This window comes from Streptomyces sp. NPDC012935, assembly GCF_042900345.1.
Classification (GTDB): Bacteria; Actinomycetota; Actinomycetes; order Streptomycetales; family Streptomycetaceae; genus Streptomyces.
Map to the genome: position 1 here is coordinate 93,146 of NZ_JBIBBC010000018.1, position 25,679 is coordinate 118,824.

Below are 25,679 nucleotides of genomic sequence, written 5' to 3' on the forward strand. Positions count from 1 at the left end.
GACACGGCACGGAGGAAGCCAGGGCCCCTGTCCGGGACCTGACTGCCGCGACGACACTCGAGGTCCGGAGCGAGGCGTGAACATCAACGGCGCTCGTGTGCTGGTGGCCGGCGCCACCGGCGTTCTCGGCAGCGCTCTCACCGCCGAACTGGCCGCGCGGGGAGCCCGCCCGGCTCTCGCCGGCCGCGACACGGCCCGGCTGGCTCGGGCCGCTCGCGCCCACCCGGGGTCTGCGACGGCAGAGTTCGACGCGTACGACCCGTCGTCCTGCGTACGTGCGGTGCACGCTGTCGCCGCCGAGCTCGGAGGCCTCGACGCCGTCGTGACGGCTTTCGGTGCCGTGGGCTTCGGCAACTCCCACGAGGTGGACGACGCGGTCGCCGAGTATCTGATGGCGGTCAACTTCCTCGCCCCCGCCGCCTTCTTCCGTGCCGCACTCCAAGTCCTGCCACCTCACTCGGTGATCGCAGCCTTCACCGGAGTGGTGGCCGAGCGCCCACAGCCACGGATGGCCGACTACAGCGCTTCGAAGGCGGCACTGAGCGCATGGCTCGCCGCTGCCCGCCGCGAGGCGCGCGGCACTGGCGTGCAGGTGCTGGATGTGCGGCCGGGCCACCTCGACACTGGTCTGGCCGACCGGTCCATCGCGGGAACGGCCCCGCCCATGCCCCCGGCAGGCAACCCCGCTCAGGTCGTCCAGGCGGTCGTCGACGCCATGGAGTCGGACGCCGAACTCGTGCGCACGGCTCCCGACGGAGCGCCCGTCGTCGAGCGGCGGGCCAGGTGAGCCGGCCCGCCACCCTTCCCGAGCAGCGGGCCGACGTGGTCATCCTGGGCGGCGGGGCGGCCGGCCTCTGCCTCGCCCATCAGCTGACCGCGACCGCGACCACCACCGGTTCCGTCATCGTGGTGGAACCGCCGGAGGGGCCGTCGCGGCCTCCTGAACGCACCTGGTGCTTCTGGGACGAAGGCTCAAGCGACTTCGAGGAAGCGATCAGCGCCTCGTGGTCCCTCCTGCGGGTCCACGGAACCGACGGCGGAGCGCTCACGGTCGATCCGGGTCCGCTGCGCTACCGCATGCTGCGATCGACGCGGTTCGAGCAGCTCGTGCACGCCCGGCTGGCCGCGCACCCCGGCGCGCGTGTCCTGCGCGGTACAGCCGGTGCCGTACGGGACACCGCCGACGGGGCGGCCGTCAGCTGCGTCGCACCCGACGGGCGGCCATTGACGCTGCGCGCCCGCCATGTCTTCGACTCGCGTCCCCTGCACGCTCTGCCTCCGGCCCGCACTTGCTTGTTGCAGCACTTCCGCGGCTGGTTCGTGCGCACGGCAGCGGAGCGGTTCGACGCCACCGTCGCCGACCTGATGGACTTCCGGGTGCCGCAGCCACGTCACGGCCTTGCCTTCGGCTATGTGCTGCCCCTAGCGTGCGACCGCGCCCTCGTCGAGTACACCGAGTTCTCCCGTACCCCGCGGACCACCGCGGCGTACGAGGCCTCGCTCGGCCACTACTGCCGAGACGTCCTCCGCCTGGGTGCGTTCACGGTGGAAGCGGCGGAGCAAGGCGCCATCCCCATGACCGACGCCCGCTTCCCGCGTCGGATCGGCCCCGCTGTCTTCCGTATCGGCACGGCCGGCGGGGCGACCCGACCCGCAACCGGCTACACCTTCGCCGCCGCGCAGCGCCAGAGCCGGGCCATCGCAGCCGCCCTGGCTGCCGGTCGCCCCCTGGTGCCCCCGCCGCACGGGCGGCGGGCACTGGCCATGGACGCGGTACTGCTCCGAGCACTGGACACCGGGCGGATCGACGGCCCTGACCTTTTCACCGGCCTGTTCAGCCGGGTCCCCGCGGAACGGCTGCTGCGATTCCTGGACGGTGCGACCACGCTGCGGGAGGAGTGGGCCATCGGACTGCGCACACCCATCGGACCGATGCTGCGCACCGCCGTAGAACTCCCCCTTCTGCCCCGCCACTTCCCTCCGACCCCACGATCCGCGGAGAGCGCCTCATGACACTGCTGCGCGATGACGACCAGGCACGCGCCTTCGACCACGCGTCCCGTACCTACGACGGCCTCACGGCGCTCAACCCCGGTTACCGCACCGAACTCCTGCGCTCGGCTCGCCGCCTCCGGCTGCCCGACGACGGTGACGGTCTGCACGTACTCGATCTCGGCTGTGGCACGGGAGCCTCCACCCAGGCCCTGCTGCGCGCCGCGCCCCGAGCACGCGTCACCGCAGTCGACGCCTCGTCCGGGATGCTGCAACGCGCGCTGGCCAAGCAGTGGCCCGAACAAGTGCGTTTCCGCCACCTGAGGGCCGGGGACGTGGCGACGGCCGGCGAAGGGCCCTTCGACGCGGTCTTCGCGGCCTACCTGTTCCGCAACGTCACCGACCCCGACAAGGTCCTGCAGGTCCTCAGGAGCTTGCTGCGACCGGGCGGCCGGCTTGCCGTCCACGAGTACAGCCTCAGCGGCTCGCGTGTTGACCGAGCCGTGTGGCGTGCCGTCTGCCAAGGCGTGATCGTCCCAGCGGGCACGCTCACCGGGGACGGCACCCTGTACCGCCACCTGTGGCGCAGCGTCCTCACCTTCGACACCGCACCCGCCTTCACCGACCGGCTGACGCGCAACGGGTTCACGGACGTGCGCGCCGTCCGAGTCGGCGGGTGGCAGACCGGAATCGTGCACACCTTCCTCGCCCGCAACGGCCGTGCCGCGCAACCGGAGCCGGCCCGATGACCGGTGTGGCCCGCGCCGGCGCCCGCATGGGCCGCGACCGCAAAGCCGCACGGCTGATGCCCGTACCCGGAAGGGACCGGTTCGAGCGCGGGGACGAGCCGTCCGTCGCCGTGATCGGCGGCGGCATCGCGGGTCTCGCCGCGGCCACCCTGCTCGCCGAACGGGGAGCCCGCGTCACCCTCTACGAACGGGAGGAGTCCCTCGGAGGCCGTCTCGCCGGCCACCGCACCCGCCTGGCGGACGGCTCCGTCGTGACCATGAGCCGCGGCTTCCACGCCTTCTTCCGCCAGTACTACAACCTGCGTGGTCTGCTGCGGCGCACCGATCCCGCCCTTGAGCGGCTCACCCCCCTGCCCGACTACCCCCTGCGGCACAGCGGTGGCCTGACCGACAGCTTCGCCCGCGTCCCTCGGACCCCTCCCTTCAGCGCCCTCGGCTTCGTGATGCTCAGCCCCACCTTCGGCTGGCGTGACCTCGCGGCCATGGACGCCCGGGCGGCGCTGCCGCTGCTCGACGTGCGCGTGCCCGAGGTGTACGACCGCTTCGACCACGTCGGCGCGACGGAGTTCCTGCAACGGGTCCGCTTCCCGCAGGCCGCGCACCACCTGGCGTTCGAGGTGTTCTCGCGCAGCTTCTTCGCCGACCCGCGCGAGCTGTCCGCCGCTGAACTGCTGCTGATGTTCCACATCTACTTCCTCGGCTCGGCCGAGGGTCTGCTCTTCGACGTGCCGAACGAGCCCTTCCCACAAGCACTCTGGGAGCCCCTGGCCGGCTACCTCCTGAACCTCGGCGTCACAGTCCGCACCGGCCTCCCCGTCGACGCCGTCCACCCGCGCGAGGGCGGCGGAGCCACGGTGCGGACCGACGCCGGTGCCGACGCTCACGACGCGGTGGTGCTCGCCCTCGACACCGCAGGACTGCGGCAGGTCGTGGCCGCATCCCCCGCGCTGGGCACCGCCGCCTGGCGCGCCGATATCGCCGCTCTGCGCGGCGCCCCGCCGTTTCTCGTCTCCCGGCTCTGGCTCGACAGGCCCGTTCGCGAAGACCGCCCGGGATTCCTCGGCACGAGCGGCTACGGCGGCCTGGACAACGTCAGCGTCCTCAACCGCTACGAGGGCGAGGCCGCCCGCTGGGCCGCCCGGAGCGGCGGATCGGTGGTGGAGTTGCACGCCTACGCCGTCGCCGACGCACAACGGGGCCGGGTGCAGGACCGGCTCGTGGACCGACTCCACTCGGTGTATCCGGAGACCCGTGAGGCGCACATCGTCGACGCCCGGCACGAATGGCACGCTGACTGCCCCTTCTTTCCCATCGCCACCCATCAGCAGCGTCCTACGGTGTGTACGCCGCATCCCTGGCTGACGCTGGCCGGTGACGCGATCCGCTGCGACCTGCCGGTGGCGCTGATGGAACGAGCGGCCACCACCGGCTTCCTGGCGGCCAACGCCCTGCTCGCTCCCTGGGGCGTACGGGGCCAGGTGCTGTGGACGGTGCCCCGGGCGGGCCGGTCCCCGCTGCTGCGCGCACTCGGTGGGCTGGCCGCACGCTGAACCCCGCTCCGCCAGGCCCGAGGTTCAGCCTGGGAATCGGCCCGTGCTGCGCAGCGCCCAGCGCCGCTCGGCGTAGGCCAAGTCGTCCCGCCACAGCCGGGCGGCCGCGCGGCGCATGAGCGGGCGCAGGGCCGGGGCGGCGGCCCGTGCCAGCGCGAACCCTCTGCGGTCCGAGGCGGCGACGATCGCCTCGATCACGGCGGTCCTCGGCTGTCCGTGCCCCTCACCGGTCAGCGGCGTGGCATGGCTCTCCACGACGGAGGTGGCTCCCTCGCCCTCGGTGATGCGCATGACGACCGTGCGCGGTTCGGGTGCCGTGAACTCGGCGCGGACCGGAACCACCCAAGAGCCCGCCACCCGGAAGGAGACGTCGACGACGAACGCGTCGTCACCGCTTCCCCGCGGTGTGCTGGCCACGGCCAGGTCGACAAATGAGTACGGATGGAACCACGAGCCGTGCCAGGGGTCGAGCCGATTGGCGACCACGTCCTGCGGCTCGCACCGCCCCACCGCCGTGAACACCGCGTCCAGCCCACCGCCCGTCGAGGGACGCACCGGCACCACGGGCAGCTGGAGCGGCTCCTCGCCACCGACCTCGTCGAGCCGTACCCACAGGAGTACTCCGTCGTCGTGGACGGGGTAGGGCTCCCAGCCGGCGAACCGAGCGCCGTCCAGGGCCAGTCCATGCCAGTGGCACACCAGCGTGCCGCACACCACGCGGCTGTCGCGCAGGGGTGCGCCGAGATGCGGGCAGGCGCCGGGACCCGCGTGCACCAGGCCCGTGTCCGAGCGCCACAGTACGATCTCGACTCCGCCAACAGTCGCGCCGTGCGGGCGCTCGCCGGCCCGGACGTCACGGGAGGCGCCCACGACGAACCAGTTGCCCGAGGGACGCGCCGAGGCCGTCTTGAGCGCGTCGGCGATCAGGCCCGGCCGCGCGTCCTGCCAGGTGGGTGTCTGCGACGCCCAGTTCGGTGTGCGGCGACGCCGCAACGGAGTCGTCCAGCGAGGCTTGTTGGATCGGTCCGTCACCTTGCCTGCCCCTTCCGCTGAAGTGCTCACCCGCTGAGCGGACCGGGCCCGTGCAGTGGGCACGCCACCGGGCCTCGATGACGTGCGCGGCTCCGGCCACGGCCGTGGCCGCACGGCGCCCGCGAGGCACCACTGCGCGGGTGTGCAGGACGTCGTAGTCCTGTTCCGCGATCGCGTCGAGGATGCCGCCGTACAGCGTGAACGCGGTGCGGATGCATGGACGCACCCGCGGGTCGAGCATGGCGATACCGGGCTCGGCCGCCCGGTACACGCCACGGGTCATGACCTCCACGGCGACGAGGGCCGCACGGATCCGCCGGTCCTGACGGCCGGTGCGGCGGCTCCATTCCAGCAGGGACCGGTCGACGCCGTGGGCGGCGAGCAGGTCGGCCGGCAGATAGACCCGGCCCCGGTCCAGGTCCTCGCCGACGTCGCGCAGGAAGTTGGTGAGCTGGAAGGCCACGCCCAGGGCCGCCGCGTGAGGTGCGGCCTCCTCGCGGGGAACGACGGGGCCGAGCACCGGCAGCATCTGCAGTCCGATCACTGCCGCTGATCCGTGCATGTAGGTCCGCAGGGCGGCGTAGGTCGGATAGTCCGTGACGGTGAGGTCGGCCCGCATCGAGGCCAGGAACTGCGAGAACAGGCTGTGAGCGATGTCGTAGCGTGCGGCGGTGTCGGCCACGGCCCGGACCACGGGGTCGCCCGTACCGCCGGTGTGCAGTTGGTGCGCGAGGTCGCTCTCCAGGCGGCGCAGCTGCCGGTGGCGCTCGTCGTGTGTCCGGCTCCGGTCCAGGTCGTCCACGATGTCGTCCGCCCAGCGGGCGAATCCGTACAGGGCGTGCACCGCGGAGCGTCGTTCCACCGGCAGCAGGCGCGTGGCCAGGAAGTAGGTGCGGCCGTGGCGGGCGTTGAGCTGCCGGCACCGGATGTAGGCGGCACGCAGCGCGGGATCGGTGATCCCGGCGGCGTCCAGTTCACGACGGCTCATCAGGGACCTTCCGCGGTCGGGACGGATGGGGCGCCGACGGCCGACGGGGCCGGCCGGGCAGAGCGGACGGTGGGGGTGGTGAGGCCGGCGGTGAGGCCGGTGATGCCGGTGATGCCGGTGATGCGGGCGGCGGCCAGCTTGCCGCTGATGAGGACCGTCGGCACGCCGACCCCGGGGGTGGTGCCGCAGCCGGCCAGCACGGCGTTGTCCAGGCCGCGTACCAGGTTGCGCGGCCGGAAGGGGCCCGTCTGGGCGAAGGTGTGGGAGACGGAGAAGGGGCTGCCCGCCGCGTGGCCCCGAGCCGTCCAGTCCAGCGGAGTCACCAACAGCTCCTCCTGGACGCTGTCCGCGAACCCGCTCATGCCGCGCCGCTCCAGCTCGGCGACCAGGCTGTCCCGGTAGCGCGGGCCGAGGTCGCGCCAGTCGGCGGCGGACGGCCCGATGGAGGTGTTCGGGCACGGGGCCAACACATAGTGCAGATGCCGGCCGGCCGGTGCCAGGTCGGGGTCGTGGGTCGTCGGACGGGTGATGAGCAGGGAAGGGTCGCTCATCAGCGTTCCCGAGCCGGTCAGTTCCCTGAACGTGCTCTCCCAGGCCTTGCCGAAGGAGAGCGTGTGGTGGGCCAGGCCGGGCCAGGTGCGGTCGGTCCCGGCGTGCAGGACCACCGCGGACGGTGAGTGACGCAGCGGGACGGGACGCCGAGGAGCGCGCCCCAGTAGCTGGTGGGCTGTGGACAGTTCACAGGTCAGTACCACCGCGTCGCAGGCGATCCGCTCGCCCGAGGTGAGGTGCACGGCGCGCACCCTGCCGGCCGACCGTTCCAGCGTCCTGACCTCGGCGGACCACCGCAGGTCACCCCCGGCTCCGGCGAGCGCGTCGGCCATGGCGCGGGGCAGCGCGTGCACGCCGCCCTTGGGGAACCAGACGCCGGCCACGGTGTCCATGTAGGCGATCACGGCGTAGGCCGCGAGAGCTCGGGCGGGGGCGACGCCGGCGTACAGGGACTGGAAGGAGAAGACGCGGCGCAGGCGGGCGTCACGGAGGAAGCGGCCGATGCGCCGGTCGAGCCGGCCGAAGCCGCCGAGGGCCGCCAGCCGTGCCAGGTCTGCGTTGAGGAGCTGGAGCGGTGAGTCGAAGTTGGTATCGATGAAGCGTCGCATCTGCGCCCGGTAGAGCCGCTCCAGCCAGTGGCGCAGGTCGCGGTAGCCGGCAGCCTCGGCGGGTCCGGCGAAGCGGCGTACCTCCGACTCCATCGCCTCGCCGTCGGTGTGCACGTCCAGCGACGTGCCGTCCGCGAAGCACGCCCGATAGGCCGGATGCAGCGCCACCAGCTCGACGCGGCGGGCGAGGCTGTCGCCGACGGCCGCGAAGGCCTCGTCGGCCAGGTGCGGCATGGTCAACACCGTGGGCCCGGTGTCCAGTTCATACCCGCCGAGTCGCACCCGGCCGGCGCGGCCGCCCGGGCCGGCCTCCCGCTCGACGAGCGTGACCCGGCGGCCTGCGCCCAGCAGATGGAGGGCGCAGGCGAGGCCGGACAGACCGGCGCCCACCACCACGACATGGTCGGTCGGTCCCGCCACCGTCCTCACGCCCGCTCCTCGGCGCGGCTCAGGGCGACGCCCGCCGCCCGCTCGAGCAGCGACGCGAACTCGCGCCGTACGGAGGCCTCCGCCCCCGTCTGCTCGAAGTGCCGCAGGCTCATGGCCGCCAACCCGGCGATCCGCGACTCTGTGACGGTCCGGGCCCCGGTCCACTCCAGCGCCGCACGCATCCGCTCGACGGTTACCTGCGACCGGTGTGCCGCGCCGGGGGCGAGTGCCTCGGCGGCTGCCTCGTCCCCGGACGTGTCCGCGAGTCCGACCGCGACGGCGAGCAGGTAGGTGAGCTTGCGCGACCGCAGGTCGTCCCCGGCCGGCTTGCCGGTCAGCGACGGGTCGCCGAAGGCGCCGAGCAGGTCGTCGCGGAGCTGGAAGGCCAGACCCGCACACCGTCCGGCGGCTCGCAGCCCGCCGAGGACTCGGGGGTCGGCCCCGGTCAGGGACGCGCCCAGGGTCAGGGGCCGCTCGACCGTGTACAGGGCGCTCTTGAGCGTGGCGATGGTCAGCGCCTCGTCCACATCGGACGAGCCGGTTGCCTGGGCGTACAGGTCGCGGTACTGCCCGGCGACCATTTCACCGCGCATGGCGCGCCACTCGTCGTAGAGGTGCGAACCGTGCGGTGACTGCAGGGCCGTTTCCGCCATCAGATCGTCGGCCCAGGTCAGCGCGAGATCGCCGGCGAGTACGGCGGCGCAGGCCCCGAACGACTCGGAGGAGCCGGTCGTCCGTGCGGCCTTGTGCAGGCGCGCCAGGTCGACATGCACCGCCGGGCCGCCCCGGCGCAGCGGCGATCCGTCCATCACGTCGTCGTGTATGAGGGCGCACGCCTGGAGAAGCTCGAGGGCCGCCCCTGTGCGCAGGAGGGCCGTGGCGTCGCCCGAGCCGCCGGCGGCACGCCATCCGCACCACACGAACGCGGTGCGCAGCCGCTTCCCGCCCCGCCGGATCAGCCCGGCGACACGGTCGGCCACATGTCCGGCAAACACCGGGTCCACCTCGCGGGCCTGTCGCAGCCGAGTGTCGAGGACCTGCTCCAGGAGAGCTTCGACGCTCGTGATCGCGTCGAGGGCCGTCGCGGGGGAGTCGACAAGCCCGGCCGGTTCGGCCACCGTCGGCTTCAGTCCAAGCATGCACGGCCCCTTTTCACTCTCCGTCACCTGCACACCAGTACTTCTGCCGCTGCGGCGGATGTGGATGCGCCGTCTTTCCGCCCGGTGCGCCGTTCTCCGCCGGCGGGGGTCTGCCGAAGGCCGGCACCCACGGGCGGGCGCGCCTATGGCGGGGAGTCGCCGCGTGACCGCTCCTGACGGCGTACCTCGGCGAGGTCGGCGAGCCGGTCCAGGCCGCGCACGGCCTGGACCATACGGTGATTGCGTGCCAGCCGGGAGCGGTGCCGGTCGAGGAAGGCCCAGTAGCCCGCGGTGTAGGGGCAGGCGTGGGCGCCCGTACGGTCTTTGGGCCGGTAGGCGCACGGCCCGCACAGGTCACTCATCCGGTTCACGTAGGCACCACCGGACGTGTACGGCTTCGTGGTCATACGCCCGCCGTCGGCGTACTGGGACATGCCGACGACGTTGGGCACCATCACCCAGTCGTAGCCGTCGACGAAGCACCGGTGGAACCAGTCCGTGACCGAGACCGGATCCCAGCCGTGCTGAAGGGCGTAACCGCCGAGGATCATCAGCCTTGGGATGTGGTGGGTCCAGCCGGTGTCGCGTACCTGGGACAGGACCGTGCGCAGGCAGTGCGCGCGCACGTCGTCCGCGTCCAGGTCGTTCCACCAGTCGGGCAGGGGGCCGTGTGATGCAGCGTGTTGGAGTGCCGGTAGTCCTCGCCGAAGTACCAGTACAACTGCCACACGTACTCCCGCCAGCCGGCGATCTGCCGGACGAAGCCCTCCACGCTGTTCAGCGGGGCCCGTCCCTCGCGCCACGCCGACTCCGCCTGCTCCACGCATTCGGCGGGATCGAGCAGGCCCAGGTTGAGCGACGACGACAGCAGGCTGTGGCTCATGACGGGGTCGGCGGCGAGCATGGCGTCCTCGTACGGCCCGAACGTGCCGAGCCGGTGCTCCACGAACCGTCGCAGGGCTGCCCGGGCCTCGGCGCGGGTCGCGGGAAACAGGCGCGGCCCGTCCCGGCCGACGAAGGACACGTCGCCGTCCTTCTCCCAGCGGTCGAGGTCGTGGCGGACCTCGTCGTCGATGTCGTCCTCGCGCGGGCGGTAAGGACGGTCGACCGGCAGGACGGCAGCGCCGCGGGGCGGAGGCTGCCGGTTGTCGTGATCGAGGTTCCACCGGCCTCCGGCAGGCTGGTCGCCGTCCATCAGCAGGTCGTGTTCGCGCCGGACCCAGTGGTAGAAGCTCTCCTGACGCAGACTCCCGCCGCCCTGGGCGTCCGCCCATCCGGCGAAGGCGGCCATCGGCACCAGGAATCCGCGGGCCGGCCCCATCGCGACGTGAGACAGCGAGCGCACCAGCCGCACGGCGGCGTGCGACGTCGGACGGTGCACGGTCAGCGGGCCGTTGCCCGCTGCTCGGGCCAGTCCTTCCCGGTAGGTGTCGGAGCGAACGTACGTGACCCGGTCGCCGAGTTCGGCCGCGCGGTGACGCATCGCGGACAGGACCAGGTGCGCCTTGGCCCGGTGAAAGCGCCGGCGCCGGAACACCGACCGGGCCTCGACCATCACGAGCGGCGAGTCATGACCGAGGCCGCTGTCCTCGGACGGGCGCAGGAAGTGCGGACCGAGCTGATCGCCGAAGAGCCAGTGCATCAGGCACTCCCGCCGTCAGTCCCGGCCGCGCGCGCGTTTGAACCGTGCGAGTCCGGCACCGAGATCGATCAGCGGCTGCGGATAGTCCACCTGCGATCGCTCACTCTCGGGCATCCGCCAGGGCTCGTGGACGTGGGCCTCCGCCACGTCCCGCAGCTCCGGTACCCAGCGACGCACGTACTCTCCCCGCGCATCGAAGCGTTTGCCCTGGACCACCGGGTTGAGGACGCGGTGGGGACGGGTGTCGGTGCCGGTTCCGGCGACCCATTGCCAGTTGAGCTGGTTGTTGACGACGTCGCCGTCCACCAGCAGGTCCAGGAAGTGGCGGGCGCCGATCCGCCAGTCCACGTACAGAGTCTTGGCCAGGAAACTCGCCACCAGCAGACGCGCCCGGTTGTGCATCCAGCCCTCGTGGCGCAGCTGGCGCATCGCCGCGTCGACGACCGGGTAGCCGGTACGGCCGTCCCGCCACGCGGCGATGTCCTCGGCCGCCTCCTTCTCGGTCCGCCACTTGTCGTTGCGGGTGCGGTAGTCCCGACTGGACGCGTCCGGGCGCGCTGCCAGGACCTGGTGGTGGAAATCGCGCCAGCACAGCTGCCGTACGAACGCGTCCGCCCCCGCCCCGCCGCGTTCGCGGGCCTGGTGGATGAGCTCCACGGGGGAGAGGGCACCGAAGTGCAGGTAGGGCGACAGCCTGGAGGTCGCGTCGCCGGCCAGATCGTCGTGCCGGTCGGCGTACTCGGACAGGTTGCTGCGGGCCCACCGGTTGAACCGCTCGCGCCCCGCCGCCTCCCCTCCGCCGGGCAGCCCCGGGGAGACGTCGGTCAGTTCGTCCCGGCAGGGCAGCGCCTCGCCGAGCACCGCCTCAGGGACGCGCACAGTGCGCGGCGCCGGACAGACGTCCCTGAGCCGCTCCTGAGACCACTTGCGGAAGTACGGGGTGAACACAGCGAAGTGGTCTGAACCGGCCGGGGTCACGGCGCCCGGAGCGACGGCCGTGATCACCGTGTCGTGCACGTGCAATGCCACGCCCTGAGCACGCAGACCGTCCCGCAGCTGTTCCTCCCGCCGGTGGGCGTATCCGGTGACGCCCCCGGCCATGTGCACCTCGGTCGCCTCGCACTCCGTGGCCACCGCGCAGACCTCCTGAGCGACGGGCCCTTTGCGCACGACGAGCCTGCCGCCACGACGGCGCAGCGAGGCGTCGAGGTCGGCCAGGCAGTCGGCCAGGAAGGCGCTGCGGTTGGGCACGTCGAACCCCGCCGCATGGACCCCCGGGTCGCGGACGAACAGCGGCACCACCTCATCGGCCACCGCGAGGGCTGCCCGAAGCGGCGGATGATCATGCACACGCAGATCCGAGGTGAACAGGACGACCGCGACGGTCATGGCGACACTCCTGAGAATGCAATGCGGCGTTGAGAGCTACTTCCCGCTTCTTCGGCCGCGCCACGCAGAACGGATGCGGTCCCGGTGAAAGAACGAGGGCGGGAGCCTGCCTCATCCGCATGCCTTCACACGTCCACTTCGCACGTGGCGCCGTCGACGGATGCAGGACGCAGCCACCAGGGTTTCAACCGTGCGGGGGGTCGGCGCCTGCCGCTTGGTCGGCTCGGCCTCCGGCGCCGAGCAGCCCGGTGGCCGTGAACGGCTCATGGGCGGCCAGACGCGGAAGTTCACGTCGCGACAGCATCGTCACCACCGGCGGCATCGCAGCCCGCACAACCTGGGTACACCGCAGCCAACCCGGCACGTAGACCGACGGTCGGCGCCGTTCGACCGCAGTGACCAGCCGGTCGGCAACGTACGCCACGGGATAGACCCTGCGCGCCGGCCGCGGCATGTGGCCGCGCAGCTCCCGCAGCACCGCGTACGCGTCGGCGTCACGGATCATGTCCGTGTCCGTCCAGTTGATGTAGGCGACACCCACGCCTACGTGCTGATGGGCGACTTCCGCCTGCAGGGCGTGGGCGAACGACTCGACTCCTGCCTTCGACGCGCAATAGGCGCTCATCATGGGCGAGGCTCCGATGGAGGCGAGTGATGCGACTTGGAGAAGGTAGCCCCGGGTGTGCAACAGGTCTGCCAGGAACGTCCGCGCGGTGACGGCACTTCCGATGAGGTTCACCTCGACCACCCGGCGCCAGATCGAGAGATCAGCCTCGGCGAACGGGCCGCCCTCGGCCACCCCGGCGTTGGCGACCACCACCGAAGGTGGTCCGCACCAGGCACGGATCTCGTCAGCGACGCAGGCCATCCCGTGCTCGTCGGTGACATCGACCTCCCAGCACTCGGACACGCCCGGAAGCGCGTCCCTCACCTGGGCGAGGGTCCACTCCTCACGGCCGAGCAGCGCCACCCTCGCGCCCCGGCGGCTCAGCTCCTGCGCCATCGCCTCCCCGAGGCCGCGCGCCGCGCCGGTGACGACGGCGGTCCGACCGTGCAACGGGCTCTGACTGACCGGCATGGAACGACTCCTCTCCGCGGCGGCGCTGGCCCGCCCCACGCTAGACGCGGGCCGGGCCGTCAGCACGCCGGCCGCCACTGCGCAGGGTGCCTCGATCCGGCGTCATCAGGTCCGGGGCCGCGCCGGGCCAGGTCGCCGGGATACCCACCACGCCTGGCGGCCCAGGTCGATCACCAGGGCGGGGACCGGCAGTGAGCGGACCACGAGGGTGTCGGGAGGACGCCGAAAGCGACGATGAACGCGATCTGGACCAGGAACGCCTGGGTGGGGTGGGCATGCAGGATGGCGGCGGTGTCGCGCAGGGACATACCGGCTTGTATCCGCGAGTCCAGTAGTTCCCGCAGCTTGGCGGCGAGCCCGTTTGCCTCACGACCCGGTGTGCGGGGCTGGAGGGCGTCGAGGTGGAAATGTCGAGGTGGAAGTGGAGCCGTTCATGGATGAACGAGAGGCGGGATTCGGCCTCGAACCCGTCTCCGGCACGGACGGTAGCAGCGTGCAGTGGGTGGATCCGATGGCGCAGCACCCCGTCGTTGACGAGCGGAGCGTCCACCGCACGGCCGGACAAACGCTGCGAGGGTACGGAGTTGTCGAGGCAAAGGACGCGCTTGCGGAAAGCCCGATGCAGGGACGGTTTGACCGGCGTGGGCGACGCCGGGACGCAGCAGGAGGACGCCGGCGGTACCCGTCGGCCCATGGCGGCGGCGGTCCAGTGCGAAGTCGACCTAGCCGTGGTCGAGGATCATCAGGTTCCACGTGTCGTGGGTGTGGGCCGGGTGCGCGTGGTCGGTGACGTGTGCGTGGAAGACCTCGGCGTCCCTGGGACCGACGGCCTCCAGGCGCTGAGGGACGTGCGGGGTCGGGCTCCGGTCATGCCAGGAACGTACAAGACCAGCGAGACCCGGTGGGGCAGGCTCGTGACGCCGGCCGGAGGGGCTGAGGAGTCGCTCCCGGTTGACCGGCCTAGAGGAAGGATGCTGGATGTCCAGGACTGCTGTTCCTGTAAACCTCGCCGACAAGCTGTCGCAGTTCAGCGAGCTTTGGTCGCAGAAGAAAGTGGCCGTGCTCAACGACTACGAGGTCAAGCTGGCCAAACTGAAAGGGGAATTCGTCTGGCACACCCACGAGGACACCGATGAACTGTTCCTGGTCATCAGCGGGCGACTCACCATCCAGCTCAGGGATGGCGATGTGGTGCTGGAACCAGGCGAGTTGTTCGTGGTTCCCCGCGGCGTCGAGCACTGCCCCGTGGCGGACGAGGAGACCGCGATCCTGTTGCTCGAACCGGCGGGAACGATCAACACCGGTGACGCAGGAGGCCCGATGACCAAGGCGGCCGAGACCCTCAGCTGACATGGGGCCGTGGCGTCAGACCGCGCCAGCGGGAGCGGGCGTTCGCCCCAGCTGATGTCAATGTCGCTGCGGACGCGGGCCCGTTCCTTCTCACGGGCCCGCATCCATGGAGAGCTGAAGGATGCCGTTTCTGGTGCCAGCAGGGCGAAGAAGTACCAGCGGCAGCTGGACTGCTCGATCCTCTCCGTCTCTAGCCGCCGAGCATGTCGGAGTACTCGGCACGCATCCCCACTGCGTGCTGATGCCGATGATCGTGTAGATCAGGATCCCTGCCGTATGCCGTGGTCAGTAGGAACGGTGACGGGCGGTCAGCGGCAGGTCGTACGGCGTGGAGTCCTGGTTCAGTCGTCTCCTGGGGGCATCGTGTCCTCCCCGAAGCCGACTGTGGCGGTGGACTCAGCGCCAGTCGTCGATCACGTAGGCGTCCGGGTGGCTGTAGCCAGGTTCGTTGGGCTTGTGCATGGTCACGCCTTGCAGCCAGGTACGGAAACCGCGGTCGACCATGCGCTGGTAGGCGCTCTGGCGGGCCAGGTTCATTCCGGCGTCCAGTTGCCCCAGGCCCTTCTCGGTGGCCAGCTGCTCGCACGCATTCAGCAGTCGTTCGAACCGGTCCGCGGCGTCCGGGCCAGGGCGTACGGCGCCGAACTTGACGAAGCACACGTCCTCACCGGCCTCCGACCCCGCTCCGCAGTGGCAGACAGCCAGACCGTCGAGGTCGGAGTCGGCGCCCTCTAGGAGGATGGTGTCACCGAGCCCCTGCGCCTGTGTGGCCATGATCTCGCGCTCCAGGCTCAAGCCCTCGTAGACGGCCCCCGTCAGTGCGCGACTGAGGCTCAGTGCGTCTGGCCGTTCAGCCGCGGTCAGCTCGCCGTAGAGCACTCGGCCGGGGACTGCGGCTGTGACGGCGACCTGCTTCTTCATGATTGCCGTAAGGAACCGGGGCCAGAAGCCGTACCGGCGGTAGAGCTCGAGGTGCTTGGGACTGTGCGAGAAGGTGAACAGGCCGAGGTGGCGGTTCTCCCAGGTGTCGAAGCAGCCCATGACCGGTTCCATGAGGCGCCTGCCGATGCCTTGGTCCCACAGATCCGGACGTACGGTCAGTGGGCCGAAGTGCCCGACGCTGCCCCAGTTGGCGGCGAAGTTCGATCCGACGATCTCGCCCTCGACGGTCGCTGCGAAGGCCGCGTGTGGATCTGACGCCCAGCGGGTGCGGACATAGTCGGCGGTCCCGAAGAACGTCTCCGGCTCCGGGGCCCCGAGGAAGGTCCCGAAGGCGACCCTGAAGATCTCGTCCGCCCGATCCAGGTCCGGCTCAACCAGCGGGCGGACCGACACCGAGGCGGCGACACTCGTTCGCTTCGCTGCGGGCATGATCGCTCTCCTTTCCGCCCCCAATTCCATGGCACCACGGACCTGCGCCGCGGGCGAAGCGACAGATCCGGCGGTATCTCAAGGATCGAGCGGGCGCGTTCCCGGACGACCGGGCGGCCGTCTTCCGGCCGATCGACGAACCGCTGGGCCACGGTCCGCCCAGGGCATCCGAGGAGCCGGAGGAGCGCCGACTGTGCCTGCTCTACCGCCTCGCCCCGCCATGGTCATCACGGCTGTCGACAAGTTCGCCCAGCGAACTATTGGAGCCCGCCATGGCTACTTGACCTTGAATGCGTGATTAGTCATGGTGCTGGCGTCAGAGGCTGGCGCCGGTTCCGGTGCCGGTGCCGGAGAGGCGGCCGTCGAGGTCGTCGTGGCGGCCCTGGAGCTGGCGGAGGCCGCGTCGGACGGCTGTGATCAAGTCATCGGGGTCGGCGAAGGCACGATTGGCCACGGTGGCGCGTCGCAGGACGGACCAGATGCCCTCGACCGGGTTGAGGCCGGGCGCATTGAGCGGCAATTGGAAGACAGTGAGTCAGTCGCGGTCGACGATGTAGCGGCGCATGTCAGCGGTGAGGTGGGTGATGAGGTTGTCCCGGCCCAGCACAATCGGACCGCCAAGCTGCTGGTGGGCAGTCTGCATCAGGTTGGCACAGGAGGGGCCGGCGGGTGTGGGGCGGGGCGGTATCCTGCGCCGTTGTGATCACTGCGCGTGAGCTGAACCGGGCGTCGCTCAGTCGCCAGCTGCTGCTGGAGCGTGAGCCTCTGACTGTCCCCGACGCGGTGCGGCGCGTGGGCGCGCTGCAGGCGCAACATCCGGCCTCGCCGTACCTCGCGTTGTGGAACCGGGTCACCGGGTTCGCTCCGGCGGACCTCGATGCTGCCTTCGCCGGGCGGGCAGTGGTCAAGGCGACCCTGATGCGGATCACTCTGCACGCCGTGCACGCCGGGGACTATCAGGCCTTGCGCGCGGCGATGCAGCCCACCCTCTATGCCTCCCGGCTGGGCTTCCGCTTCGCCGATGCGGGGCTGACCCCGGCGGACGCCGATGAGCTGATGCCGGACCTGCTGGCCTTCGCCCGTCGGCCAAGGACTTCGGCCGAGATGCAGGCGTGGGTCGAGGAGCGGCTCGGTGCCGAGAAAAAGGACGGGGCGTGGTGGGGGCTGAAGGCTTACGCGCCGCTGCATCATGCCCCAACAGGCGGGCCTTGGTCATTCGGCCTCCGGCCGTCCTTCGTCGCGGCGGGGACCGGGACCGTTCCCGCTGGGCGGGCGGTGGATCCGAAGGCGCTGCAGACCTTGATTCTGCGCTATCTGGAGGGCTTTGGGCCCGCGTCGGTGGCGGACGTGGCGCAGTTCGCCATGGTGCAGAGGGCACCGGTCCGCGAGGCGCTGAGGACTCTGGACGGCGCCGTCGAGCAGGTCGAGGGGCCGGACGGGACCACGCTGTTCGACCTGCCGGGCGCCCCCCGGCCGCCTGCGGACACTCCCGCTCCGCCACGGCTCATGGCGATGTGGGACAGCATTCTGCTGGCCTACGCCGACCGGAGCCGGGTCATACCCTCGGCCTACCGCCCCCTGGTGATCCGCAGGAACGGAGACGTATTGCCCACATTGCTGGTGGACGGCTATGTCGCTGGTGTGTGGCGCCCGTTGGAAGCCGGCATCGAGGCCATGGCCTTCCACTCCCTTTCGCCCGCCGCCTGGGACGGCCTGGCCGCGGAGGCCCAGTCCCTGAAGGCGCTCCTCGGCGACCGCGAGGCAGAGGTCTACAGCCGTTTCCACCATTGGTGGTCCAAGCTCCCCGAGAGCGAGGTGCGGATGCTGTGACCAGCTGATGTGCCGCTCCGGCTCTGCCACAACCGCTCATTGCTCGTTGACACAGGACGCCTCCGACCTCGTGACGAGCCGGCACCCGCCTGGGCCGTCTGCAGACGTCAGCATGGCGCTCCCCGGGGGCGGGTGGCGACAGGTGCCCCGCTGCGCGCGGGCTGGTGGCAAGCGGCTTGCTTCGTCAGTGACAACCACGGTGTCTCGTTCACGGCAACTCGCTGACCGGCGCGGTCCGAGGGTGACAACCACCTTGCGTCGGCACACTCGCGTCCACTGCGCTCGGCGCGACGGATCGGCACCTGTTCGTTCTCCCGCGACGCATTGGGAGGCTCGTGGGAGCGCCCCGCCCCCCGGTCCCGCCAGTGCTCACGCGTCCCCGCCGATCGCGCGGCCGCGTCCTGCGAACCGGTCGACTCGGCGAAGGTCGGCCGCCGCGCCACCGGCATGACCCACGGGGAGGCGGCGGGCTGCCCTCGAGGAAGCCGAGCTGCAGTAGCCCTTGGACCGCGACTGCGACGACCTGGCCGACGATGAATGCGGCTCCGTCGAACTCGCGGAGCGGACGCGCACCGTGCAGCTGCTGTGCACCGCCGGCGGCGAGTACGCCCCGGACACCGACGCCTTTGTCCAGGACCAGCTCAACCTGGTAGCCGTAGCCGTAGCCGTAGCCGCAGCCGCCGGAGCCGGAGCCGACCAGTTCTGGCGCGCCAGCGTGACCCACGGCACGCTCGACGCCAGGCGACACGCGCCAGATGACGCCCCCGGGGTGCCCTCGATGAGCCGGGCCCGCCGCCGCGCCCGATGCCCGACCGCCAGCCGGGCTTGTTTCCATTCGTGTCCGCGGCCGTCTCGCCGCGATACCCGCTGACCCGGGCCGGGGCAAGGCGAAGGCTGACGTCGGACTTGCCCGAATGAGGTAAGGGCGCGAGGCTGCGCCGGAAATAACCGAGAAGCGGCCTCACCCGCCGGGTGGGCCTAACGGATGCCATGCCAGGGGCAGGTGGCCAGTGACTGGCGGAGTGGCGGCGGTGGCGCCGATGGCGTTCAGCAGTCGCCTGATTGAAGCCATGCCAGATCCGTCGTCCTGCCCGCTGACTGCAGCGGGGCAGTTTCAGTTTGCGTACGGTGGATGACGTCGATCACGGCCTGAAGCTGCGTCCGCAGGCCGTTTCCGTAGGGCCACTCCTGCGGCTTCAAGGGCTTCGTGCAGCGATGTGACGCCGTCGGAGGCGAGGAAGTGACCGGCTCCGGGGACCACCACCGAGCAGGTTCCGAGCAGGCCTGCAAGACGGTCGGTGTGGTGAGGGGGAACGTACGGGTCCGCGTCCGATCGGAAGACTGTGAGTCGACCGAGGTGCTCGCGGAGCCCCGCTACATCGCAGCCGTCTCCGATGTAGGAGTCCAGTTCCGGGAGCGCGGGCAGTTGGTCCACGAATCCGGAGACCAGCACGAGGGTGCCAAGGTGCCATGGGCCTTGAAGTGTTCGCAGATAACGCAGAACCGTGAGACAGCCCAGGCTGTGCGCGACGACGATCTGGTTCTCGTCAGGGGTTCCCAAGTCCGCGCGTACGGTCTCCATCCACTGTGCAGGGTCCGGGTTCTGCGGGTTCGGAAGAGCTGGGATCGTTGCAGGTATGCCGTCCGCGCTGAGTTGCTCCCTCAGCCAGCCGAACCAGTGATCGCCAGGGGATGCCCCGTAGCCATGGATGATGGAGGCATGCCGCTGCGTTGTTCCTATCGCCATGCCGCAGAACGGTAGGGGTTCACGTCAGCGTGAAGGTCAAGTCGAAGTGGGGAAGTGACGGTGCTGATCAGCGAACTCGCCGAGCTGACCGGGGTGAGCGCGCGAGCGCTACGTCATTACGAGGACCGGGGACTGCTGGCTCCGGCTCGTAGCAGCAGCGGGTACCGGGACTACGCCGAGTCCGATGTCAGCCGGGTGGCTCAGATCAGGATGATGATCGCTGCCGGCTTGGGCACCTCGACGATCCGGCGGTATCTCGATTGCGCTCGCACCGGCGATCACGGCACAACCTTGGAGATGTGCCCCGACCTACGAGCCGAGCTGGATGCCTTGGCCAGACGGCTCGACGCCAGGCAAGCCGAACTCCGCGACATGCAAGGGCGATTGCGCGAGCTCACATCTGCTGGCTGAAGCGTGCCTACCAGGTCACGGCCGGCAACGAGCGGTGCTGTGGCCGCGATGCTGGACATGGCGTTGCGGGGTCGGATGTTCGCTACGTTCGATCCGACCATTGGGTGGTTGTTGCGTCCGGACCCTGTTCGCGTGCGCAGTCCGCCGACCGGCAGCGGCAGTTGCTACAACAGACCGTTCGCCTGCGCCGGTACAGCAGGTTGTCCGGGACCGCATGGATCGGTGCGTCGTCCGGACGGGCTGCGCGGTTTCGCCCGCCAGTGGGTGCACCGCGTTCGTGTCGCCCAAGGGCGCCGATGCACGCCGCTGGAACCGACAAACACCGGGACCGGCCCGTGTGTTCACCACATACCTCAGCGCCGTGCGCCTGGCGGCGTCGTAGTGGTCCGCGATGGCCAGTGCCGCGCTCTCCGAGGCTGGGGAACGCGCCGGTGGCGAGGGTCTCGGCGGCTGTCGGGGACGGCGTAATTCCCCAGGGCTTGTCGTCATGTGAATCCGCAGGTCCGGACGGGTTCAGAGATCATCAAAAGGTTCGTCGCTCCACCTGAACCAAGCACGACCGTCCCTGATGTGCAGAAGGAACTCCGCGACCGGACCTGACGGGGCCACCAGCGACAAGGTGGCCGTGATCCGGTCGTAGGAGTCGTCAAAACGCTCGTACTCCTCCGCCTCCATCAGAGTCAGCGACTCGTCGAACCACGGCTGCACCTCTCCGAACGTCGGCATTGGAACGAAGCGACCGTTCAGCCACGGAAAGTCGGCTTCGTCGATCACAATCTCGCCGAGCAACTCCTCCTGCCGCATCAGTCGCCAGACTTCGCCCTCGAAACCCATCCCGCCAACTCTCCATCCATGTCCTGGTGCCGCCGGCAGCCTCTCACGCGCCGGTCCAGGAGGGACCCGGTGACGACGGGGTTGGGGAAGAGGGGAGACCAGTCGTTGGGGCCGGGTTGCTGGTGATGATTACGGACTGGCCTTCCTCTCGGATATGAGTACGTAGAGGTCGGCGGCCTGCGGAGCGGTCATCCGGCGCAGAGCGAAGGGGGAGAGAAGCAGCCAGCCGCGCAGAGCGAAGGCGTCGAGGAGCAGCCAGCGGCGCAGAGCGAAGGCGTCGAGGACCAGCAAGTCAAGCCGGACCAGCTCCCGCATGCGCCGGTCCCAGGTGTGGTCCGCATGACCGCCGGCGAGCTCGACCGGGATCCGCCTGGGCTGGACAAACCAGACACGTCGACGGAGCTGCCAGTCCTCGGTCGGCCCCAACCCGCAAATCGGTCGGTCGCGAGGTTCAGCCACGGTTGTGGCCGGCTCGCCGTCCCCGCACGCCGCCCCCCGGGGCCGTATCCAACTCCCGCTTCAAGGGCACACCGCGTGTCTGAACCCGAATACCCGACCCTGAACTGCCTTGCAGGCGACAGCCGTCGCCCCCCCCGGCCACGGCCGACCTGACCTGGACGTCATCTCATGTGGCCGCTTCGGTAGGCAGCCGTCCGCGGCGGGAATCGTGGAGTGCGTTCCGCCATCGAAGGCAGCAGGAGCGGCCCCGCCCGCTTGGCGCGGCGCTGAACAAGGGCGCTCTCCACCCGGCCGATGCCCGGCAGCGCGGCCAACTCGCCGGCCAGGTAGCCGTACAGAGCGCCGACGTCACGGCACTGGACCATCGCGAAGACTGATGCCCGCCCTGTCGTTACGGCGGCGAAGGCGACTGCGGCCTGCTGTGACAGTGCCTGCGTCACCTCGCCCAGCGCGGCGGGCGCCACCTCCAGCCACAGCAGCGCCTCCACCGGGAAGCCGAAGTGAGCCGGGCTCACGTCCACCTCGAAGTGCAGCACCCCAGCGTCCCGCAGCCCGGCGAGGTGGCGGCGCACGGTCGAGGCCGACCACCCGGTGACGGCGGCCAGCTGCGCGATGTCCGCCCGGCCGTCCAGCGCCAGTTCGCCCGCCAGCCGGGCCTCAGCCTCGCCCCAGCCGGATGCCTCGGCAAGGACTTCCGGGCGTTCAGGCGACTCGGGTGCGGGGCTGCGGAGGGCCGCCTGCTCGGACGCGTCCAGCGCACTCGTGCGGCCTGCCCAGCCACCGACCCCGGCCACCGGGCGCAACACGCAGCCCGCCTCGATGTCTCGTATCCCCGGTGTCCGCAGCAGGTGGTCGAAGAGCAGAGGTTCGTGGTCCGATCCCGGGCCCGGGGTGCGGACCATACAGGTCAGCCGCGTCCCGCCGGCCAGCGGGGCGATCCACGAGGTGTCGTCGCGCTGTGCGAGGGCGGCGGTCAGAGTGTCGGTGGCGTCCGGTGTGCAGTCGATGCGGACGAACCAGTCGAGCATGCCGATCCGCCGGCTGTCTACGAGCCCGACCACCCGGACCACCAGGGCCGACCGCAGCCGGTGGTAGCGGCGCGCGACGGTGCGCTCCGGGACTGCGAGCACGGTGGCGATCCTGCTGAACGAGGCCCGTCCGTCGATCTGGAGGGCATGGATCAGACGACGGTCCAGCGCGTCGAGAGTGACGGATTGCGCCACCAGATCCCCTCCAAGCGTCCGATCGCGTCCATCCCGGCGACTTTACAGCGTGCAGGGGAGCACCCGGCAGGACGCTGGTGGCGACCACCGAAGAGAGGCAGACCATGTTGACCGTCCTTCCGATCAGGTACGTGGCCGATGTCGAGGCGTCCCGGGACTTCTACGCCGGACTGGGGCTCGCCGTCGGGCAGGAGCCGGGCGCCGCCGTCTGGGTCCGGCTGACCGCCGCCGCGGGCGCCGTCGGCATCCACGCCGCAGCCGTCTCGCAGGGTCGGCCAACCGGTGCCACGGAACTGGGCTTCACCACGGACGAGCCACTGGCGCAGGTCGCGCAGCGCCTCGAACGCAACGGCTACCCCTACGAGCTGGTCCAGGAGAACTTCGGCAGCAGCATCAGGGTCACCGACCCGGACGGCGTCGTCGTGCAGATCCAGCGTATCGACCCGGACACCGTCCGCAGGTCGGCCGCGGCCGTGGCCGGCGACTCCGTCTGACCGGCAGACGCGGGAAGCTCCCGGCAAGCCCACCCCCCTGCATTCCCAAGACACACCGTCACGACATCCGTCACGACATCCGTCACGACATCCGTCACGACATCCGTCACGACATCCGTCACGACATCCGTCACGGCAGGAAGATCCGGTATGGAACCGCTCGTCACACTCGTCGCCGTCACGGGCCTGCTCCTGCTCGCCGGGAGGCTCAGGACCGTACGGCTTGGTCGCCCGACCGTCGCCTTGCGGAGCGGCCTTGCGGCCATGTTCATCCTCACTGCGGGCGCGCACTTCGTCGGCATGCGCGAGGAACTCGTCGCCATGGTGCCACCCGCCCTGCCGGCTCCCGGCCTGCTCGTCACGCTGACCGGCATCGCCGAACTCGCCTGCGCACTCGGATTGTTGTGGTCGCGGGCGGTCCGGGTCTCGGCCGCCGTGCTCAGCGCGATGCTGGTCGTGATGTTCCCCGCCAATGTCTACGCCGCCGGCGGCGACGTGCCTTGGTATGACGAGCTCGGCCCCCGGACCGCCATGCAGGCCGTCTTCCTGGCGGCCACCGTCACCGTGCTGGTCCGCCACGGCCGGGCGGTACCGGGAACCTCTGCGGATCCCTCGCTCAGCTCCCGCGACCGCGACCGCGACCGCGACCGCGACCGCGATTTCGACCTCGACCGCGACCATCGCCGTGTCAGGGCGGATGACCGCGGCGCTCCGTGATCCGAACCCGCGTGAGGTAAGTCAGGCGCACCCTGGACGTCATCCGGTTCGGAGGGCTGCCGTGACAGATGAGTGCAGGCGATGCTCGTAGAAGGCGAGGAAGTGGCTCACCTTGCGTTAGCCGTGCTGGTGGAGGCCCCGGCCGGCGAGTCCTCTGGATCAGATGCCCTCTCAGGCATACGGGGCTGGTGGAAGTGATCACGTAGGCGGCCGTTGCGATGCCGACGGTGAAGCGTACGTCGATGGCCTGGAGGCAACCCGCGGCACCTGCCGCCCAGTTCCATGGCTCGCAAGGGCCGCGCCGCGCCCGTACCCAGCCGCTGGTCGGGAACCGTCCTATCCGCGCCGGACTCCTCCGGCTCTGCGCCCGATTCCTCTTGCACGACTATGGGAAGTTTTGGGGTGCATAGCTACCCTCCGCCCATGATTCCCACGGTGGTTTGGGGCACAGGCAACCTCGGGCGCGCGGCCATCCGGGCTGTTGCGGCACACCCGATGCTCAGCCTTGTGGCCGTGCTGGTGTCCACTCCCGCCAAGGTCGGTAAGGACGCGGGCGAACTCAGCGGACTCGGCCGGCACCTCGGGGTGGCGGCGACGGATGATGTGGACCGGGTTCTCTCCGAAGGTCCCCGCGCGGTCGTGTACGCGGCCTCCGGTGACGTCCGCCTGGACGGCGCGATCGAGGACATCACTCGCGCGCTCCGCATCGGCGCGGTCGTCGTCACACCGTCCGTGTACGGCATGTACGACTGCACGAACGCCCCGGCCGAGATCCGCGACGTGCTGCTCGAGGCCCTAGAGGCCGGCGGCGGCTCGCTGTTCGTGTCGGGCGTGGATCCCGGCTGGGCCAACGACGTGCTCCCGCTGCTGGTCAGCGGGCTGGGGTCCGACATCGACGCCATCCGCTGCCAGGAGATCTTCGACTACTCGACGTACGACCAAGAGCAAGCGGTCCGCCACCTGATCGGCATGGGACACCCCCTGGAATATGAGCCGTTGATGCTCGCCGACGGCATTCCGACGATGATCTGGGGCGGACAGCTGCGGATGATGGCGCGGGCCCTGGGCGTCGAACTGGACGGTATCGAGGAGACACTGGAACGCCGTCCGCTGGAAACGTCCGTCGTCACGGACACGATGGGGGAGTTCTCCGCCGGCACTCAGGGTGCGGTACGCCTTGAGGTGCAGGGCCTGGTGGAGGGCGAGCCCCGCATCATCGTCGAGCACGTCACCCGTATTCACGCCACCTGCGCCCCGGACTGGCCCGCACCGTCGGACGGCGGAGCGGGCGCGCACCGCGTCATCATCGAAGGACGCCCCCGCATAGAGGTCACGGTCGAGGCCACGGACGAGGCAGAGAACAGAGCTGCCGGCGGCAATGCGACGGCAGCCGGCCGCCTGGTGAACGCCATCGACTGGCTCGCCGAGGCCGAACCCGGTCTCTACGACGCACTCGACGTCCCGCTGCGCCCCGCGGTGGGCAAACTGGGAAAGAAGTGATCATGCAGATCGACATCCCCGAGGGCGCCGAGCCCATCCCGTACGTCTGGGGCGACCTGGTGCCCGAGATCGGCCGGGCAGCCAGCACCTTCTCCCTGGCGGTCTATGAATACACGACCCTCGAGCTGCGCGAGTTCGAGGCCGCCCGCCTGCGCATCGCGCAGATCAACGGGTGTCTGTTCTGCCTGGACTGGCGCACCGAACGAGATGGGGAGAAGGTCGAGGACGGGTTCCTCGACGCGGTCACCCAGTGGCGGACCACGGACACCTTCGACGAACGCACACGGCTCGCCGCCGAGTACGCGGAGCGCTACGCACTCGACCACCACAACCTCGACGACGAGTTCTGGGGTCGGATGAAGGCGCACTACAGCCAGGCGGAGATCGTGGAACTGAGCATGAGCATCGGTTCATGGCTGGCGTTCGGCCGCCTGAATCATGTGCTGGGGCTCGACAGTGTCTGCGTGCTGCCGTCGGCACAGCATTCTTGAGGCACCCGTCCTCACACTGGCGACGCCGATCAGGCCCGACGGGCTGCGGGCCGGGGCCGCATCGGCTACGGCCCGCAGTTGTCCGCGCGACGTCCTGACGGGAC

The 25,679-nt window shown here is 70.5% G+C and carries 22 protein-coding genes and 3 pseudogenes; 11 read left to right on the plus strand and 14 right to left on the minus strand.

The features are described from left to right. The first annotated feature begins 76 nt into the window (after nucleotides 1-76). The 4 genes from ACFY5C_RS33230 to ACFY5C_RS33245 are packed head-to-tail and all read left to right on the plus strand — an operon-like array spanning nucleotide 77 to nucleotide 4,291. A complete protein-coding gene (locus ACFY5C_RS33230) occupies nucleotides 77-787 on the plus strand; it encodes an SDR family NAD(P)-dependent oxidoreductase (protein WP_389451424.1) in 711 nt (236 codons plus the stop codon). Beyond that, on the plus strand, nucleotides 784-2,013 hold the full coding sequence (locus tag ACFY5C_RS33235; protein WP_389451427.1) for a lycopene cyclase family protein: 1,230 nt from the start codon (nucleotides 784-786) through the stop codon (nucleotides 2,011-2,013). The genes ACFY5C_RS33230 and ACFY5C_RS33235 overlap by 4 nt, the downstream gene beginning before the upstream one ends. After that, nucleotides 2,010-2,741 carry a methyltransferase domain-containing protein gene (locus tag ACFY5C_RS33240; protein ID WP_389451430.1) on the plus strand — a complete coding sequence of 244 codons (732 nt, stop codon included), beginning with the start codon at nucleotides 2,010-2,012 and terminating at the stop codon, nucleotides 2,739-2,741. The genes ACFY5C_RS33235 and ACFY5C_RS33240 overlap by 4 nt, the downstream gene beginning before the upstream one ends. Beyond that, the gene (locus tag ACFY5C_RS33245) at nucleotides 2,738-4,291 is read left to right on the plus strand and encodes an FAD-dependent oxidoreductase (protein WP_389451433.1); all 1,554 of its coding nucleotides are present in this window, start codon (nucleotides 2,738-2,740) and stop codon (nucleotides 4,289-4,291) included. The genes ACFY5C_RS33240 and ACFY5C_RS33245 overlap by 4 nt, the downstream gene beginning before the upstream one ends. Nucleotides 4,292-4,315: 24 nt before the next feature. Here the strand turns inward: ACFY5C_RS33245 and ACFY5C_RS33250 are convergent, their stop codons facing one another. The 8 genes and pseudogenes from ACFY5C_RS33250 to ACFY5C_RS33285 form a co-directional block, all read right to left on the minus strand. Continuing rightward, nucleotides 4,316-5,323, minus strand: coding sequence for a DUF5914 domain-containing protein (locus ACFY5C_RS33250; protein ID WP_389451436.1), 1,008 nt, complete (start codon nucleotides 5,321-5,323; stop codon nucleotides 4,316-4,318). A 61-nt stretch (nucleotides 5,324-5,384) separates the two neighbouring features. Then, nucleotides 5,385-6,311, minus strand: a pseudogene (locus ACFY5C_RS33255) (phytoene/squalene synthase family protein); the annotation flags it as partial. After that, nucleotides 6,311-7,900, minus strand: coding sequence for a phytoene desaturase (locus ACFY5C_RS33260; protein ID WP_389451439.1), 1,590 nt, complete (start codon nucleotides 7,898-7,900; stop codon nucleotides 6,311-6,313). The gene ACFY5C_RS33260 and the pseudogene ACFY5C_RS33255, both read right to left, overlap by 1 nt. Further along, nucleotides 7,897-9,039 carry a polyprenyl synthetase family protein gene (locus ACFY5C_RS33265; protein WP_389451441.1) on the minus strand — a complete coding sequence of 381 codons (1,143 nt, stop codon included), beginning with the start codon at nucleotides 9,037-9,039 and terminating at the stop codon, nucleotides 7,897-7,899. The genes ACFY5C_RS33260 and ACFY5C_RS33265 overlap by 4 nt, the downstream gene beginning before the upstream one ends. 143 nt (nucleotides 9,040-9,182) lie before the next feature. Continuing rightward, nucleotides 9,183-10,681: pseudogene (locus ACFY5C_RS33270) on the minus strand (cryptochrome/photolyase family protein). Nucleotides 10,682-10,696: 15 nt separating this feature from the next. After that, on the minus strand, nucleotides 10,697-12,070 hold the full coding sequence (locus ACFY5C_RS33275; protein WP_389451444.1) for a cryptochrome/photolyase family protein: 1,374 nt from the start codon (nucleotides 12,068-12,070) through the stop codon (nucleotides 10,697-10,699). Between the two features lie 184 nt (nucleotides 12,071-12,254). Then, on the minus strand, nucleotides 12,255-13,148 hold the full coding sequence (locus ACFY5C_RS33280; protein WP_389451447.1) for an SDR family oxidoreductase: 894 nt from the start codon (nucleotides 13,146-13,148) through the stop codon (nucleotides 12,255-12,257). Nucleotides 13,149-13,253: 105 nt separating this feature from the next. After that, nucleotides 13,254-13,462: pseudogene (locus ACFY5C_RS33285) on the minus strand (MMPL family transporter); the annotation flags it as partial. Between the two features lie 664 nt (nucleotides 13,463-14,126). On the opposite strand from ACFY5C_RS33285, the gene ACFY5C_RS33290 reads away from it, so the two are divergent. Then, complete coding sequence (locus ACFY5C_RS33290) at nucleotides 14,127-14,498, plus strand: cupin domain-containing protein (protein ID WP_389451450.1); 372 nt, start codon at nucleotides 14,127-14,129, stop codon at nucleotides 14,496-14,498. A 396-nt stretch (nucleotides 14,499-14,894) separates the two neighbouring features. On the opposite strand, the gene ACFY5C_RS33295 is transcribed toward ACFY5C_RS33290, so the two are convergent. Continuing rightward, the gene (locus ACFY5C_RS33295; protein ID WP_389451453.1) at nucleotides 14,895-15,869 is read right to left on the minus strand and encodes a GNAT family N-acetyltransferase; all 975 of its coding nucleotides are present in this window, start codon (nucleotides 15,867-15,869) and stop codon (nucleotides 14,895-14,897) included. Between the two features lie 316 nt (nucleotides 15,870-16,185). After that, the gene (locus tag ACFY5C_RS33300; RefSeq protein WP_389451456.1) at nucleotides 16,186-16,389 is read right to left on the minus strand and encodes a hypothetical protein; all 204 of its coding nucleotides are present in this window, start codon (nucleotides 16,387-16,389) and stop codon (nucleotides 16,186-16,188) included. Nucleotides 16,390-16,568: 179 nt separating this feature from the next. On the opposite strand from ACFY5C_RS33300, the gene ACFY5C_RS33305 reads away from it, so the two are divergent. After that, entirely contained in the window at nucleotides 16,569-17,699 is a 1,131-nt protein-coding gene (locus tag ACFY5C_RS33305) for a winged helix DNA-binding domain-containing protein (protein WP_389451459.1), read from the plus strand. 1,114 nt (nucleotides 17,700-18,813) lie between these two features. On the opposite strand, the gene ACFY5C_RS33310 is transcribed toward ACFY5C_RS33305, so the two are convergent. Continuing rightward, nucleotides 18,814-19,446 carry an RBBP9/YdeN family alpha/beta hydrolase gene (locus tag ACFY5C_RS33310; RefSeq protein ID WP_389451462.1) on the minus strand — a complete coding sequence of 211 codons (633 nt, stop codon included), beginning with the start codon at nucleotides 19,444-19,446 and terminating at the stop codon, nucleotides 18,814-18,816. 54 nt (nucleotides 19,447-19,500) lie between these two features. Between ACFY5C_RS33310 and ACFY5C_RS33315 the strand changes: the two genes are divergently transcribed. Continuing rightward, nucleotides 19,501-19,857 (plus strand): MerR family transcriptional regulator, encoded by a 357-nt coding sequence (locus ACFY5C_RS33315; protein ID WP_389451465.1) that lies wholly within the window; start codon nucleotides 19,501-19,503, stop codon nucleotides 19,855-19,857. A gap of 513 nt (nucleotides 19,858-20,370) precedes the next feature. On the opposite strand, the gene ACFY5C_RS33320 is transcribed toward ACFY5C_RS33315, so the two are convergent. The 3 genes from ACFY5C_RS33320 to ACFY5C_RS33330 form a co-directional block, all read right to left on the minus strand. Beyond that, nucleotides 20,371-20,691: a hypothetical protein gene (locus ACFY5C_RS33320; protein ID WP_389451468.1), complete on the minus strand. Its 321-nt coding sequence runs from the start codon at nucleotides 20,689-20,691 to the stop codon at nucleotides 20,371-20,373. Nucleotides 20,692-20,820: 129 nt separating this feature from the next. Then, on the minus strand, nucleotides 20,821-21,006 hold the full coding sequence (locus ACFY5C_RS33325; protein WP_389451471.1) for a hypothetical protein: 186 nt from the start codon (nucleotides 21,004-21,006) through the stop codon (nucleotides 20,821-20,823). Nucleotides 21,007-21,311: 305 nt separating this feature from the next. Continuing rightward, complete coding sequence (locus ACFY5C_RS33330; protein WP_389451474.1) at nucleotides 21,312-22,373, minus strand: Lrp/AsnC family transcriptional regulator; 1,062 nt, start codon at nucleotides 22,371-22,373, stop codon at nucleotides 21,312-21,314. A 104-nt stretch (nucleotides 22,374-22,477) separates the two neighbouring features. Between ACFY5C_RS33330 and ACFY5C_RS33335 the strand changes: the two genes are divergently transcribed. From ACFY5C_RS33335 to ACFY5C_RS33350, 4 genes are all read left to right on the plus strand, one after another. Beyond that, nucleotides 22,478-22,867: a VOC family protein gene (locus tag ACFY5C_RS33335; protein WP_389451477.1), complete on the plus strand. Its 390-nt coding sequence runs from the start codon at nucleotides 22,478-22,480 to the stop codon at nucleotides 22,865-22,867. A 150-nt stretch (nucleotides 22,868-23,017) separates the two neighbouring features. Next, complete coding sequence (locus tag ACFY5C_RS33340; RefSeq protein WP_389451480.1) at nucleotides 23,018-23,584, plus strand: DoxX family membrane protein; 567 nt, start codon at nucleotides 23,018-23,020, stop codon at nucleotides 23,582-23,584. Between the two features lie 423 nt (nucleotides 23,585-24,007). Then, on the plus strand, nucleotides 24,008-25,084 hold the full coding sequence (locus ACFY5C_RS33345; protein ID WP_389451483.1) for a dihydrodipicolinate reductase: 1,077 nt from the start codon (nucleotides 24,008-24,010) through the stop codon (nucleotides 25,082-25,084). A 2-nt stretch (nucleotides 25,085-25,086) separates the two neighbouring features. After that, nucleotides 25,087-25,575 (plus strand): carboxymuconolactone decarboxylase family protein, encoded by a 489-nt coding sequence (locus ACFY5C_RS33350; protein ID WP_389451486.1) that lies wholly within the window; start codon nucleotides 25,087-25,089, stop codon nucleotides 25,573-25,575. The last annotated feature ends 104 nt before the right edge of the window (nucleotides 25,576-25,679 follow it).